Here is a 13658-nt window from a genome sequence, read left to right as displayed (position 1 = left end):
GTTCCTCATCTCTCGTTCGATGTCAGTCAGCCAGTCGCACAACGAAGAGTTTCCTCGCTAGCTCGTACAAAGAACCGGGATGCGACGGATCCACGGTGATATCCGATCCATCCCGGCACTGAATGTCGACAGGCCCGCCACCCTCGGACGGTGGCGGGTTGGGCGCGGGTTGCAGGGAACACCGTGGTTCGATCAATGCCGTTGCCTTGGCGTGGCCACGCATGTTCTCGGTCCCGGGGACGGCCGAATCCCCGACCGTCCCATTGGTAGTCACCTTGACGGTGAACTCCGGGACGTCGATGTCGCATTCCGAGACAGTGGCGTCGTTCGTGCCAGCGAACGCACTCGCCGCGTCACAGACCCCCTCGGTATCGAGGCGACGGCCCCTGACAATCTCCGTCCAATCCTCCGGCGTGAGGACGAGGAGATTCCAGCCCGTGAGGGCGTTGTCCCTGACCTCCTGTGCAGCCGCGAGCGCGGCTGCATCCGCGGCACCTTGCGCTTTGCTACGCGTGGCCCCCGCCATCCCAACGGCGACGAAGACCAACGCGGCGAAGAGGAGGCAGGCCATCATCGCAACGTAGAAGGGAAGAACCTGCCCCTCGTCGCGCTGGCCTGCCGCGGCCATCAGGTAGTGATGTTCGTCAAGACGGTTCCGATAGCAGCTGCGATGTTGGCCGCGAGCCCAGACCCGATGATCGCCGCGATGATCGCCGCGATGATCACGATGATCCCGAGGTACTCGAAGACCGTCTGCCCCTCGTCCGCACCCCGCCGCAGCCGGTTCTTCCGTTCGACGATCGCCTTGAGCAGCTTGAGGTTCTGCATGGGAGTCCTCTCCAGACCTGGCGCCGATGTCGATTCGCGGACGGTACGTCGATGCACCAGCAGTTGCAAAGGGTCCCGGGACCCAATTACGGACCCACTGCGCACTCCGTCTACCCATGGCCAGCCACCCCCGGACGGGCGGTTCCCAGCCAACGGGCTATCGCCTCGCTGCGCGTGGCGGTTTGGAGCTTCGCGAAGATCCGGTTGATGTGGTTCTTGACCGTCTTCTCGCTGATAAAGCAACTGGCCGCGATCTGTTGGTTACTCATGCCGGAAGCGATGAGACCCATGATCTCCTCCTCACGCGAACTCAGCCCGTACACAGCATGGTTGGGAAGGCGCTCCGAAGACTGTCCCACAGTTCGTTGCGGATGCGAAGAGGCCCGTAGTTCCGTGAGGACCGCGCTCGCTGCGGTCGGGCTGAAATGCGCCCGCCCCACGCGGACGTCTCGGACGGCTTCAACCAGGTGATCCGGCGTGAATTCGCCGTGCACCAAGTAGCCACCCGCACCCAGCAGCAGCGCTTCCCGGACGATCTCCGACTCCCGGCTGTACGTCAGCATCAGCACGGGTGCGAGCTGCACCAGGTGGGGCAGCGCCGAGATGCCATCCACCCCCGGCATCCGGACGTCCAACAGGATCACGTCGGGGGTGTGGAGCCTCGTCAGGTGCAGTGCCTCGCGGCCGTCCGCCGCTTCCGCCGCCACCTCGATGTCTTCAACCGTCGCCAGCAGGGCCGCCAGGCCCGCCCGTACGACCGGGTTGTCGTCGGCAATGAGCACGCGCAGCGGCAACCCCATCAGACACCTCTCCCCGCCGGTAGGGCAGACAGCGGAAGGGCCAGCCGGACCCGTGTGCCCGGCCGCCCACCGCTGCGGGTCCCTATGTCGAGCCGGGCACCGATCGCCGCCGCCCTCTCCGCCATGCCGAGCAGGCCGAAGCGGCCCGCGCTGGCCAGCTCCGCGACGTCGACGCCACTCGGCAGGCCCCGGCCGTCGTCCTCGATCACCAGCATCAGATCGGCGTCGGCAACGGCGGCCTCCACCGTGATCCGGGCCGCCCCCGCATGCCGTCGGGCGTTCTCCACCGCCTCCCCCGCCACCGCCAGTAGGTGCCGGGCCACCGGGGAAGGCACCACCGGGAGGGTGCCGGTCACGCGCAGCTCAGCCGTGTCGGGGGCGATCCGGGCGCGGAGTTCCGAGGCCAGGGACACCCCCGGGGCGTCCAAGTCCCGGCGCAAGTCAGCCAGTACGTCCCGGGACTCCACCACCGCGCGGCGGGCCGCCCCGGCCACCAGGGCGGCCTGGTTGCGGAGGGCCGCCGGGTCCGTCGTGCGGGTCAGGGAGTCGGCGGCCAGGGCCAGGCCGTGCAGGGTCTTCGAGACGGAGTCGTGGAGCTCCCGGGCCAGGTGGTCTCGCTCCGCCTGGACCGCCTCCGCCACCGCCAGGCGGGCCCGGGTCTCCAGCAGGGCTTGGCCGGCCGTTCCGAAGCGGAGGAGCAGGTCGCGGAGGCTGGCTCCGATCGCCCCGGCCAGGACGCAGAGCATCGACAGCATCAGGGCCTCGGTCACCACGGCCACCACGGCCGCCTGGATGCCCGCGTAGACCGCCGAGCTGCGCCAGCCGTAGACGATCCCGGCCAGGAGCGGGGTGCACACCGAGGCCAGGAGGAGCGGGGAGCCGGGGGTGGCCGTGATGAGGAGGAGGCCGCTGAAGAGCCAGTCGACCGCCAGTGGCCAGCGGTGGCGCAGGAGGAGCGGTCCGAAGCGTTCCCAGTCTCGGAACAGGAGGTAGGACAGCATGAAGGTGAGCAGGACCGCGCCACCCGCCAGGTGGGTCGGTGCCCCCGGCGGCGTGCGGCTCAGGACCACCGGCGTTCCGAGGGCGATCATCACGAGGCGGAAGGCGAAGACCTGGCGGCACAGCGCCTGCAGGGCGTTGACCTGGAAGGCGATCGGCAGTTTTACCGTGGGGCGCTCCACCTGCGGCTGATCCCGCGCGGCGGTGAAAGCCGTGACGTCCAGCGAGACAGTCATGGCTCAGCCGCCCCCGAACAGGGCGCCGAAGTCGACGTCCGATCCGTAGAAGAACCCGCCGATGAGCAGGATCATCGTCCCGGGCAGCATGAAGGTGGTGACGGCGAAGGTCGCCCTCGGGACGGCCCTGGCGGCGCGGCGGCGGGCGTTCTGGGCGTCGGTGCGGCGCATGTCCTCGGCGATGGCGATGAGGGTGTCGACGATCGGGGAACCCAGTTCTTCGCCCTGCTGCAGGGCGGTGACGAACTGCGCGACCTGCTCGGAGTCGTTGCGCCGGCGCAGCTCGTCGAAGGCCTGGCGGCGGCTGACGCCCATGGTCATCTGTTGCAGGGTGATCCGGATCTCGTCGGACCACGGGCCCTCGTACTTGTCCGCCACGCGCTCCAGTGCGGGCCGGAAGCCGATCCCGGCGCTGACGACCACCGCCAGGACGTCCAGGAAGTCGGGCAGGGTCCGTTCGATGTGGTCGCGGCGGATCCGGATCGCCGACCAGAGACCGGCCTCGATCCAGAACACTCCGAAGGCCACCATGACCAGCGCTAAGACCAGCTGGCCGTTGATCAGCATGGCGAAGGCGCCGACGCCCCCCAGGAAGGCGTAAACCGCTCGGCGTGCGGCGTAGCGGTCGATGGTGAGGCCGGACGGGTTGCCTGCCCGGTCGATCTGGCGGCGTTTGCGGGCCACCCGGTCCGGGCCCATCAGGCGCAGTATCAGCGGGGCGTAGCGGATTCCGGCGCGGTCGATGAGGGAGCCGACGGCCGTCGTGCGGGTGGCTCCGACCTCCAGGGCCAGCATCAGGTCGCTCGGGAGTTTGGTGTCCGCGCGGTAGAGCCGGATGCCGTGGAACACGCCGAAGACCGACAGGGCCACGGCCAGGGCGAGGAGCAGCGCGATCATTCCGGCCTCCTCAGACGGCGATCTTGGTCAGGCGGCGGATGAAGACGAAGCCGAGCGCGAAGAGCCCCAGGGCGACCAGGACGGCACTCTGTCCGAAGACGGATCCCGTCATGCGGTCCAGCGCGCCGGGCATCATCGCGTCCACGAGGAGCAGGGAACCGACGCCCATGATCGGTACCAGGTACGCCGTGACCGTCACCTGGGACAGCTGCGTACGGACCTCGCGGCGGGTTTCCTTGCGCTGTTCCAGGGTGACCGTCAGGTTGCGCAGGCTGCCCACGATGGCACCGCCCGCGCGGGCGGACAGGACGAGGGTGGAGACCAGGACGACCAGTTCTCGCGAGGGCAGCCGCTCTTCGATCTCCCCCAGGGCCTCCTCCATGGAGTGGCCCACTGCCAACCGGTCCGCCACCCGGGCCAGCTCCTCGCCCGCCGGAGCCTCCAGCTCCTCGGCGGCCATCCCGATGGCCGTGCGCAGAGCCAGGCCGGCCTGGGTGGCGTTGGCAAGGATCCGGGCCACGTCCGGGAGTTGGTTGATGAACCGCTCCGTGCGCCGGGCCCGCTGCCAGTTGAGGAAGGCATTGGCCCCCCACAAGGCGATCAGGCCGGCCACCGGGCCGAAGAACGGGGCCAGCAGCGAGGCCGCGACCAGCCAGATCCCGGCGACCGAGGCCAGCATGTAGACGAAGAACTCCCCGGGGGTGAGGTCCAGGCCGGTCACCGCGAGCTTGCGCTCGATGGCGCGGCCCAGCTTGGTCGTGCGCAGGCGCCGGTTTACCGCGGGGAAGCGGCGCCTGCGACCGAGGGGTTCGGGCAGGCCGCTCGCCGAGAGGCGCTCGATGAGTGCGGCGCGCTGGGCGCGGCCGGTGGCGTAGGCGTGGATGCCGAGGACCGCCAGCACGCAGGTCAGCAGCGTGGCGCCGAGGGTGAGGGAGATCAGTGGGTTCACAGGGCGGTCCGGGTGATGCGGCCGGCGCGGGGGTCGGGGAGGGGGAGGGGGCCGGTGAGCGGGTCGGTGAAGGGGGCGTCCGCCGGTGCCACGCCGAAGGCCTGCGGGATCGGCTGGTTGTTCATGTAGAGGCGGTCCGCGAGCCAGCGCGGCAGGGGGTAGTACTCGAAGCGGCCGTGGACGCGGCCGTCCGGGCCCATGGGCTGGGCGGCGAAGCGGCAGACCGTGGTGATGCGGAAAGGTTCGCGGCCGTGCGAGTCGAGGAGGGAGATCTCGGTGATGCGGCGGGCGCCGTCGCCGAAGCGGGTGAGCTGGACGATGATGTTCACGGCGCTGTTGATCTGGTCCTGGAGCGCCTCGAAGGGGACCTCCACCTCCGACATGGAGGCGAGGGTCTGCAGGCGCATCAGGGCGTCGATCGCGCTGTTCGCGTGGACCGTGGCGAGCGAACCGTCGTGACCGGTGGACATCGCCTGGAGCATGTCGAGCGTCTCGCCGCCGCGGACCTCGCCGACGATGATGCGGTCGGGGCGCATGCGCAGGGAGTTGCGGACCAGGTCGCGGATGGTGATCTGGCCCTTGCCCTCGACGTTCGGCGGGCGGGATTCGAGCCGGATGACGTGCGCCTGCTGGAGCTGGAGCTCGGCGGAGTCCTCGATGGTGATGATGCGTTCGCCCTCCGGGATCAGACCGGAGAGGGCGTTGAGGAGGGTGGTCTTGCCGGTTCCGGTGGCGCCCGAGACGATCACGTTCAGTTTCGCCGTCACCAGGCCGGAGAGCAGGAGCAGCATCTGCTCGTCCAGCGAGCCGAGGCCGATCATCTCGTGCAGGGTGAAGGCCCGGGGGAAGCGGCGGATCGTGAGGGTGGCGCCGGTCAGGGAGAGCGGCGGGATGATCACGTTGACGCGCTCGCCGCTGGGCAGGCGCGCGTCGACCATCGGATTGGCCTCGTCCACACGGCGGTTGACCGTGGAGACGATGCGCTCGATGGTCTGCATCAGCTGCTCGTGCGAGGCGAAGCGGAGCGGGAGCTGCTCCACGCGGCCGGAGCGCTCCACGAAGATCTGGTCGGGACCGTTGACCATGATCTCGGAGATGGTGGGGTCTTCGAGGAGCGGTTCGAGCACGCCGAGGCCGAGGGCCTCGTCGACGACGCGGCGGATGAGCTGGGCACGCTCGACGGTGGAGAGGACCGGCCCCTCGCGGCTGATGATGTGGCCGAGTACGCGCTCCAGGCGCGCGCGGCGCTCCGCGGGCGCGAGCGCGGACATCTCGGCGAGGTCGATCTCCTCGAGCAGCTTGGCACGGTACGAGGAGACCAGGCGGCCGTCCTCGCGCGGATTGTGCCGCTCGTCGGGGGTGTTGACCCTGGAACGCAGGCTCATGGTCCGGTCACCTTCGGGTCGTCGTTGGGCATGACGGCGCTCCGGGTGACCGTCCGGTCGGCCACTCCGGGGACGACCGATTCGATCGTGAGAGTCACCCTCACCCTGACCGAGTCACGGGTCTTCACCGGCGGGTCGATCGTCGCTCCCCGCGCGAGGTTCGCCGAGATCGCCGCACGTCCGGCGGCCACGCCCGCACCCGGGTCCCGGGCCTCCACGCGCGCCGCCGTACGGGCGGCGGTCTGGGCCTGCTGGACCACGTACGCGGACCAGCCCAGCTGCATGCCGCCGAGTCCGACCAGCAGCAGGATGGGGAGGAACCCGAGGTACTCCAGGGAGATCGCACCCCTGTCGCGCCGGGCCTCGCCGCGCCGGCCTCGGCGAATACCGCCGAGCCGGATCCGGATCCGGTTCATGTCAGTCCTCCTCGTCCGGTGAGCCGCCCGAACCCTCGATGGGGACGCCGATGTTGAATCCCGGGAACAGGATCGGGAGGTTGAGCCGGACCGTGGCCGTGTAGAGGTTCCCCGACTTCCCGCAGGTCGCGGTCATGGCCCAGGCGCCACCGATGTGCTCGCCCGCCGCCTCCTGGCACGCACCGCCTCCGTGCACCGCCCCCGCCCGTGCCGCCTCGTCCGCCGCGTTCCCGGCCAGGGAGAAGGCGTAGCCGATCAGCACCATCTCCCAGACCGCCACCACGGCCAGCAGGATGTACGGCAGCATGCCGACGAACTCGATCACGAGCTGCCCGTCGTCCCCGCGCTCCCGCCACCGGAACCGTCTCCGGCCGTCCACCCCTCAGCCCTCCCGCCCGCGCCGCGACCACGGGCCGAGTGCCCCCCGGTCGCCCCTGCCGCGCAGCCGGGCCACCGCCCCGGCGCCGCGTACGGCCAGGGCCGCGCCGGGTTCGGGCGTCGCCGGCGCGTCCGGGGAATCCGGGGCGGTCAGGAGGCCCAGCTCTCCCGCCACCGTCCACAGGGCCTGCTTGACCGTCGAGCGGTTGTCGAGGTCCTGGACGCGGCCCGCGTCGACGACGGCCTGGAGTTCCTTGAAGGCGGCCGGCACGGGGGTGCGTACGGAACGGGTCTTGGTGATCTTCTCTATCAGGGCGGGCTGGATCTCGGTCTGCTTGGACCAGCGGTTGACGACCATCGTGGTCTCCTCGGCCTTTCTGACCTGCAGGCGTTCCCACATGCGGACCATCCGTTTGGCGGCCCGTACCGCGACCACGTCCGGGGTGGTGACCAGGACGGCGACGTCCGCCAGCTCCACCGCGGCCGCGTTGGCGCCGGTGACCTGGGTGCCGCAGTCGATGACGACGAGCTCGTAGCGGGCGCGCAGGGCGGCGATCACGTGCCGGGCGGCCCGGTCGTCGACCTCCTCGCCGCGTTCCCCGTCGGCCGGGGCCAGGAGCAGCGCGAGGCCGGTGCGGTCGTCGTAGACGGCGTCCGACAGGACGCGCGGGGAGATGTCCTGGATGCCGGCGAGGTCGGCGATGGAGCGGCGGAACTGCACGTCGAGGTACGAGCCGACGTCGCCGGCCTGGAGGTCCAGGTCGACCAGGGCCGTACGCCGCCCGGCCGCGACCGCCGCCAGTGCGAACTGCACGGCCGCGAAGGTGGCGCCGACCCCGCCCTTGGCCCCGGTGACGGTGACGACCCTGCCGCCCGGGCCGCTGGGCAGTTCCGGGCCCCGGCCCAGGTGGCGGCGTACGCCCACGGACCACTGGGCGGCGGCCTGGACGCGGGCGGCGAGTTCCTCGTAGGCGAGGGGCAGGCCGATCAGGCCGCGGGCGCCGGAGTCCATGGCGGCGGCGAAGAGGGCGGGGCTCGCGTCGGAGGTGACGAGGACGACGCCGACGGCGGGGAAGCGCAGGGCGACCTCGCGGATGAGGTCCAGGACGGGGAGCGGACCGATCCGCTCGTGTACGAGGACCACCTCGGGCAGCTCGTCGATCGACTCGGCGGCCAGCCGGGCGAGGGTGTCGAGGAGGAAGGTGGAGTCGGGGACGGGGGCGGCCGGCTCGGCGGCCGGGAGCTGGCTGAGCAGGGTGGCGATGACGCGGGCGGACTCCGGGTCGCCGACCGCGGGGAGGATGCGAGTGGTCATCGGCGCCTCACTTGTCCCCTTCGAGGGTGTAGAAGTGGTCGCCCGGGTTGGGCGCCGAGTCGGTGCCGGGGGCCACCAGGGCCAGGCGTACGTGGACTGCGAAGGACTCGGCGTAGGCCACGCGCTGGGTGTCCTTGGTGGACAGGGCGAAGGTGATCGGGACACCGTCGGTGGGGCTCTTCTTGTCCGCGTCCTTGGCGTCCAGGGGCGTGAGCTTGCCGACGTTGATGACGCGGGCGTTGGCCACCATGAGCACCGACTGGTCGGGGCCGTCCGCCTTCTTGCTCTTGAACGTTCCGATGATGTTGACCTTGGCACCGGGGGTGATCTTGCCCGCGACGCCCGTGGAGGCGTCGATCATGATGGCGATCTCCTGCTCCCCGGCCTGGAGCTTCGGCTTGTCGACGAACATGTCGCTCTGGAGGAGCGAGCCCTTCTTCAGGGTGGTGAGGGCCAGCTTGTCCCTGAGGACGGCCAGGTCGGTGACGGCGGTCCCGGACAGCCACCGCTCGGGGACCGTGACCTGCTCGAACTGGCCGGCCGCCAGTGGGGTGTACGGGGCTATGTCGCCCTTCACCCGGTAGGCGGTGACCTCGTTGCCGACCTTGGAGTTGACGTCGCCCATCACGACGAGGACTCCGCCGAAGGCGGCGAGGGCGCACAGGACCGACAGGATCAGCAGGATGACGCCGCGGCGCTGGCGTGAGTTCATGGCCGTCTTACCTCGCCGTTCTTCATTCGTTCGGGCCGGTCAGTGTCTGGGTCTGGATCTGGGACGGAGCCGGTCCGCGAAGCCGGAGCCGGAGCCGGAACCCGGGCCGGAGGAGCCGGATCCCGAGCCGGGGCCCGAGCCCGAGCCCGGGCCCGGGCCGGATGCGGGTGCCGATGCCGGTGCCGCCGCCGAGCCCGCCGCCGCCGGGGCCGCCGGCGGCAGCAGTGGGGCGGCGCAGAAGCCGCAGCGGTCGCCGATGAGTTCGAAGCCGCACCAGCGGCATTCCTCGCGGCGGACCGAGGCGACGAGCTGGTAGAGCACCGAGGGGTCCGGGATGGCGGCCGCGAACTCCACCAGCTTCGGTGTGGCCCACCAGGCGGCCGAGTCGGCGGGCAGCGGGTTCTCCATGACGCCCTGGACCCGCCAGGCGGGGGCCAGGTCGGAGGCCACCCAGTCGGAGGCGAGCTGGCCGCGGGCGAAGGTGAGGTGGGTGGCGAAGTCGGGGCCCGGGGGCAGGGTGGCGCCGCCGCCGTGGGTTCCGCCGGAGCCCGAGCCCAGTTTGACCAGGTGCGGGGCCGGGTGGGCCAGTACGGCGAACTGGGCGCTCGGGGACCAGGACTTGGCGTGCGCCTTGAGCCCGACCGGCACCCGGTCCAGCTTGGCGACCGAGCCGAGCAGGGCGCCCGCGTAGATGTAGTGCGCGAGCAGGCGGGCGGCGGAGGCGAGGACGCCGGGGCTGAAGTCGCAGATGCTGAGCTGGCGCAGCTGACGTACCAGCAGGGCGAAGCCCAGCGGAGGGAGATCGACGTCGACGAGGGCGATCCGGTCGGTCTCCAGGATGGCCCGGACGGTGTGCAGGCGGCGGACGGCGGAGGCGCGGAGCCAGGTCGGCACGAGGACCACCAGGTGGCCGTGGCGCTCCAGCAGGCCGGCCGTCTGGGCGAGCGCGCCCTCCAGGTCGAGCTCCTCGGGCGGCGGCAGGACGGCTGCGGCCGGGGTGTGCCGGTCCGGGGCCGGCAGCACCAGATCGGCGCTGGTGACAGCAATGGCGATCGGCACGCGCATCCCCCCGTTCACCCCGTCATCCACGGGCGTTCCCCTGACCGCGGCGGGTGCGCGCATGCTGCGCGACCGCAAACGATCAACACCCTTCCCCCTTGCCCCAGCACCATATCCACGTCCTTCCTGACAGGGCAGGGCCTTGCACATTCCCGTGCCACGGGCACGTGTCAGTGAGGGCGGGAAAATCCGGACAACAAGGATGGCAGGACGGCAGGCAGATCGATCAGTTCAAGCCATATTGCAAACACTCTTGACATGGACATTGGACTAGACCAACTTGGCTGCGGGGCACCCCACATGCCCCGCACCGATGTCTGACGCGTTCTCACATCCCCACTCCCCCCACCGGAGCCCACGTGAACCGCATACGCTCCCTCGCCGTCCCGCTCGCCGTGACCCTCGCCGCCGGCGGGCTCACCGCCCTGGCCGCCGGCACCGCCCAGGCCGCCGACGTCAACGTCGTCCGCAACGGCGGCTTCGAGTCCGGCCTCACCAACTGGACCTGCACCTCGGGCAGCGGCGCCGTCGTCGCCTCCCCCGTCTTCGCGGGGGCCGGCGCCCTCAAGGCCACCCCGTCGGGCCAGGACAACGCCCGGTGCAGCCAGGTCGTCACCGTCAAGCCGAGCTCGACCTACACGCTCAGCGAGCAGGTCAACGGCTCGTACGTGTACCTCGGCGCGACCGGGACCGGCACGCAGGACGTGTCCACCTGGACCCCCGGCACCGGCGGCGGCTTCCAGAAGCTGTCCACCACCTTCACCACCGGCCCGAGCACCACCCAGGTCACCGTCTACACCCACGGCTGGTACGGCCAGCCCGGCTTCGTGGTCGACGAGTTCAGCGTCTTCGGCCCCGACGGCGGAGGCGGCACCGACCCCTCGCCGACCATCCCCGGCGCACCGTCCGGCAGCGCCGTTTCCGGCCAGAGCTCCAGCGGGCTCACCCTTTCGTGGAACACGGTCAGCGGGGCCGCCGGGTATTACGTGTATCAGGACGGCGTCCGCGTCCAGACCGTGACCTCGGGCACCTCCGCGCAGATCACCGGGCTCGCCGCGTCGACCACGTACTCCTTCCAGGTCAGCGCGTACAACGCCGCCGGCGAAGGCGTGAAGGGCCCGGCCGTCCAGGGCACCACCACGAGCGGCGGGGGCGGCAACCCGAACCCGTCGGTGCCCAAGCACGCGGTGACCGGCTACTGGCAGAACTTCAACAACGGCGCGACCGTCCAGAAGATCTCCGACGTCTCCGCGCAGTACGACATCATCGCCGTCTCCTTCGCCGACGCCACGAGCACGCCCGGCGCCATCGCCTTCACCCTGGACTCGGCCGGCCTCGGCGGCTACACGGTCCCCCAGTTCAAGGCGGACATCGCCGCGAAGAAGGCGGCCGGCAAGTCCGTCATCCTCTCCATCGGCGGCGAGAAGGGCACCATCTCGGTGAGCGACTCGGCCTCGGCGACCAACCTCGCGAACTCCGCGTACGCGCTGATGCAGGAGTACGGCTTCACCGGGATCGACATCGACCTGGAGAACGGCCTGAACCCGACCTACATGACCCAGGCGCTGCGCGCGCTGGCGGCCAAGGCCGGCCCCTCCCTCGTCCTCACCATGGCCCCCCAGACCATCGACATGCAGTCGACCCAGGGCGGCTACTTCAAGACGGCTCTGGCGGTGAAGGACATCCTCACCGTCGTCAACATGCAGTACTACAACTCCGGCGCGATGCTCGGCTGCGACGGCAAGGTCTACTCCCAGGGCTCGGTGGACTTCCTCACCGCGCTGGCCTGCATCCAGCTGGAGGGCGGGCTCGACCCCTCGCAGGTGGGCATCGGGGTCCCGGCCTCCCCCAGCGGCGCGGGCAGCGGTTACGTCTCCCCGGCCATCGTGAACAACGCGCTGGACTGCCTGGCCAGGGGCACGGGCTGCGGGACCTTCAAGCCCTCGAAGACCTATCCCGGCCTGCGCGGCGCGATGACCTGGTCGACCAACTGGGACGCCAAAGCGGGTGGCGCTTGGTCCAACGCGGTGGGTCCGAAGGTCCACGGCCTGCCGTAGCAGGTAGGTGTGTGGGGTTGGCTGATTGGCCGATTTCGGGTTCTTGACCCGGACATGCCATAAGAGCACGCTGTGCGCGTCCGCACGGCTACCCCCACACTCCCACCCAGGAGAACGCATGCGGCTCCACCACCGCCGAAGGGCCGCCGTCACGGCGGCCCTTCTCGCGCTCGCGCTCGGCGCACCCGCCTACGGCCTGAGCGCGACGGCAGCCCCTCCGCCCACCCCGTCGACCGCCACCCAGGACGAGGCGATCGCCCAGTACGAGATCCAGGGCCCCGCCACCGCGGTCGAGCGCACCGCCCTGCTCCGTACCGGCGCCTCCATCGACGAGGTCGACGCCCGCTCGGTCGTCGTCAGCGCCGACACGATGCAGGCCACGAAGCTGCGCGCCCTCGGCTACAAGCTGACCGCGCTGCCCGGACCGCCGGACCGCAGGGATGCGCGCGACATCGCCGCCGGGATCAACGACTTCCCGTCGAAGGACGCGCTCTACCACAACTACGCCGAGGCGAACGCGGAGATCGACCAGCGCATCGCCCAGTACCCCGCGCTCATGAGCAAGCGGGTCATCGGAAAGTCCTACCAGGGCCGGGACCTGATCGCGATCAAGATCAGTGACAACGTCGCGACCGACGAGGCCGAGCCCGAGGTGCTCTTCACCGCGCACCAGCACGCCCGCGAGCACCTGACCGTCGAGATGGCCCTGTACCTGCTCAAGGAGTTCGGCTCCAAGTACGGGACCGACTCGCGCATCACCAACATGGTCAACGGCCGCGAGATCTGGATCGTGCCGGACCTCAACCCGGACGGCGGCGAGTACGACATCGCCTCCGGCTCGTACCGGTCCTGGCGCAAGAACCGGCAGCCCAACGCCGGCTCCTCCTACGTCGGCACCGACGAGAACCGCAACTGGAACTACAAGTGGGGCTGCTGCGGCGGCTCCAGCAGCAGCAAGAGCTCCGAGACCTACCGGGGCGCGGCCGCCGAGTCTGCGCCCGAGGTGAAGGTGGTCTCCGACTTCGTGCGCAGCCGCGTGGTCGGCGGCAAGCAGCAGATCACCGCCGCCATCGACTTCCACACGTACAGCGAGCTCGTGCTGTGGCCGTTCGGGTGGACGTACAACGACACCGCGCCCGGACTGAGCGCCGACGACCTGGCCGTGTACAAGAAGATCGGCACCAGCATGGCGGCCAGCAACGGCTACACGCCGGAGCAGTCGAGCGACCTGTACATCACCGACGGGACGATCGACGACTGGCTGTGGGGCACCCAGAAGATCTTCGCCTACACCTTCGAGATGTACCCGACGGACTCGGGCAGCAGCGGCTTCTACCCGCCGGACGAGGTCATCGACCGCGAGACGGCGCGCAACAAGGAGGCGGTGCTGCAGCTCCTGGAGAACGCGGACTGCATGTACCGGTCGATCGGCAAGCAGGCGCAGTACTGCCCGTAGCGCCGGCCGACGCGTGAGCCGGGGCGCCCCACCGCCAGGGGGGCGCCCCTTCGCGCACCCGCCGGGCCGGGCCTTCGCCTAGGTCGTCTCTTTCGGATCTTGTCGGCCGAGCCCGCGGCGTCTGGTGCCGTGCCTGGGCGTGCTGCCGGGGCGTTCGCGTACTGGGCGTAC

Annotated in this window: 14 protein-coding genes; 2 read left to right on the top strand and 12 right to left on the bottom strand. The window is 70.5% G+C overall.

Features of this window, described 5'->3' with window-relative positions; all coding sequences use genetic code 11:
* Positions 1–22 precede the first annotated feature (22 nt).
* The 12 genes from ACWCP2_RS20355 to ACWCP2_RS20300 all read right to left on the bottom strand — a co-directional run bounded on the left by ACWCP2_RS20355 (position 23) and on the right by ACWCP2_RS20300 (position 9974).
* Positions 23–628 carry a pilus assembly protein TadG-related protein gene (locus ACWCP2_RS20355; protein WP_450909988.1) on the bottom strand — a complete coding sequence of 202 codons (606 nt, stop codon included), beginning with the start codon at positions 626–628 and terminating at the stop codon, positions 23–25.
* Complete coding sequence (locus ACWCP2_RS20350) at positions 628–828, bottom strand: hypothetical protein (protein ID WP_450909987.1); 201 nt, start codon at positions 826–828, stop codon at positions 628–630. Before ACWCP2_RS20350 ends, ACWCP2_RS20355 begins: the two co-directional genes overlap by 1 nt.
* 110 nt (positions 829–938) lie before the next feature.
* A complete protein-coding gene (locus ACWCP2_RS20345) occupies positions 939–1628 on the bottom strand; it encodes a response regulator (protein WP_450909986.1) in 690 nt (229 codons plus the stop codon).
* On the bottom strand, positions 1628–2863 hold the full coding sequence (locus ACWCP2_RS20340) for a sensor histidine kinase (RefSeq protein ID WP_450909985.1): 1236 nt from the start codon (positions 2861–2863) through the stop codon (positions 1628–1630). Before ACWCP2_RS20340 ends, ACWCP2_RS20345 begins: the two co-directional genes overlap by 1 nt.
* A gap of 3 nt (positions 2864–2866) precedes the next feature.
* The gene (locus ACWCP2_RS20335) at positions 2867–3757 is read right to left on the bottom strand and encodes a DUF5936 domain-containing protein (protein WP_450910074.1); all 891 of its coding nucleotides are present in this window, start codon (positions 3755–3757) and stop codon (positions 2867–2869) included.
* 13 nt (positions 3758–3770) lie between these two features.
* Complete coding sequence (locus ACWCP2_RS20330) at positions 3771–4709, bottom strand: type II secretion system F family protein (protein ID WP_450909984.1); 939 nt, start codon at positions 4707–4709, stop codon at positions 3771–3773.
* Positions 4706–6094 carry a CpaF family protein gene (locus ACWCP2_RS20325; protein WP_450909983.1) on the bottom strand — a complete coding sequence of 463 codons (1389 nt, stop codon included), beginning with the start codon at positions 6092–6094 and terminating at the stop codon, positions 4706–4708. The genes ACWCP2_RS20330 and ACWCP2_RS20325 overlap by 4 nt, the downstream gene beginning before the upstream one ends.
* Complete coding sequence (locus tag ACWCP2_RS20320; protein ID WP_450909982.1) at positions 6091–6510, bottom strand: TadE/TadG family type IV pilus assembly protein; 420 nt, start codon at positions 6508–6510, stop codon at positions 6091–6093. The genes ACWCP2_RS20325 and ACWCP2_RS20320 overlap by 4 nt, the downstream gene beginning before the upstream one ends.
* Before the next feature lies 1 nt (position 6511).
* On the bottom strand, positions 6512–6889 hold the full coding sequence (locus tag ACWCP2_RS20315) for a TadE/TadG family type IV pilus assembly protein (RefSeq protein ID WP_450909981.1): 378 nt from the start codon (positions 6887–6889) through the stop codon (positions 6512–6514).
* A gap of 3 nt (positions 6890–6892) precedes the next feature.
* Positions 6893–8203 carry an AAA family ATPase gene (locus ACWCP2_RS20310; protein WP_450909980.1) on the bottom strand — a complete coding sequence of 437 codons (1311 nt, stop codon included), beginning with the start codon at positions 8201–8203 and terminating at the stop codon, positions 6893–6895.
* A 7-nt stretch (positions 8204–8210) separates the two neighbouring features.
* Entirely contained in the window at positions 8211–8915 is a 705-nt protein-coding gene (cpaB, locus tag ACWCP2_RS20305; protein ID WP_450909979.1) for a Flp pilus assembly protein CpaB, read from the bottom strand.
* A gap of 39 nt (positions 8916–8954) precedes the next feature.
* Positions 8955–9974 (bottom strand): hypothetical protein, encoded by a 1020-nt coding sequence (locus ACWCP2_RS20300; RefSeq protein WP_450909978.1) that lies wholly within the window; start codon positions 9972–9974, stop codon positions 8955–8957.
* 359 nt (positions 9975–10333) lie between these two features.
* Here ACWCP2_RS20300 and ACWCP2_RS20295 point away from each other — a divergent pair, with 359 nt between their 5' ends.
* Together ACWCP2_RS20295 and ACWCP2_RS20290 are read left to right on the top strand one after the other, a co-directional pair.
* Positions 10334–12031 (top strand): chitinase, encoded by a 1698-nt coding sequence (locus ACWCP2_RS20295; RefSeq protein WP_450909977.1) that lies wholly within the window; start codon positions 10334–10336, stop codon positions 12029–12031.
* Positions 12032–12149: 118 nt separating this feature from the next.
* Positions 12150–13487 (top strand): M14 family metallopeptidase, encoded by a 1338-nt coding sequence (locus ACWCP2_RS20290; RefSeq protein ID WP_450909976.1) that lies wholly within the window; start codon positions 12150–12152, stop codon positions 13485–13487.
* Positions 13488–13658: the final 171 nt, after the last annotated feature.

The organism is Streptomyces sp. NPDC002104 (assembly GCF_053593795.1).
This window is presented reverse-complemented; position numbering and strand designations above follow the sequence as displayed.

Coding starts and splice junctions, on each gene's coding strand:
- ACWCP2_RS20355 (WP_450909988.1), bottom strand. CDS start 628: ATGGCCGCGGCAGGCCAGCGCGACGAGGGGCAGGTTCTTCCCTTCTAC.
- ACWCP2_RS20350 (WP_450909987.1), bottom strand. CDS start 828: ATGCAGAACCTCAAGCTGCTCAAGGCGATCGTCGAACGGAAGAACCGG.
- ACWCP2_RS20345 (WP_450909986.1), bottom strand. CDS start 1,628: ATGGGGTTGCCGCTGCGCGTGCTCATTGCCGACGACAACCCGGTCGTA.
- ACWCP2_RS20340 (WP_450909985.1), bottom strand. CDS start 2,863: ATGACTGTCTCGCTGGACGTCACGGCTTTCACCGCCGCGCGGGATCAG.
- ACWCP2_RS20325 (WP_450909983.1), bottom strand. CDS start 6,094: ATGAGCCTGCGTTCCAGGGTCAACACCCCCGACGAGCGGCACAATCCG.
- ACWCP2_RS20320 (WP_450909982.1), bottom strand. CDS start 6,510: ATGAACCGGATCCGGATCCGGCTCGGCGGTATTCGCCGAGGCCGGCGC.
- ACWCP2_RS20310 (WP_450909980.1), bottom strand. CDS start 8,203: ATGACCACTCGCATCCTCCCCGCGGTCGGCGACCCGGAGTCCGCCCGC.
- cpaB (WP_450909979.1), bottom strand. CDS start 8,915: ATGAACTCACGCCAGCGCCGCGGCGTCATCCTGCTGATCCTGTCGGTC.
- ACWCP2_RS20290 (WP_450909976.1), top strand. CDS start 12,150: ATGCGGCTCCACCACCGCCGAAGGGCCGCCGTCACGGCGGCCCTTCTC.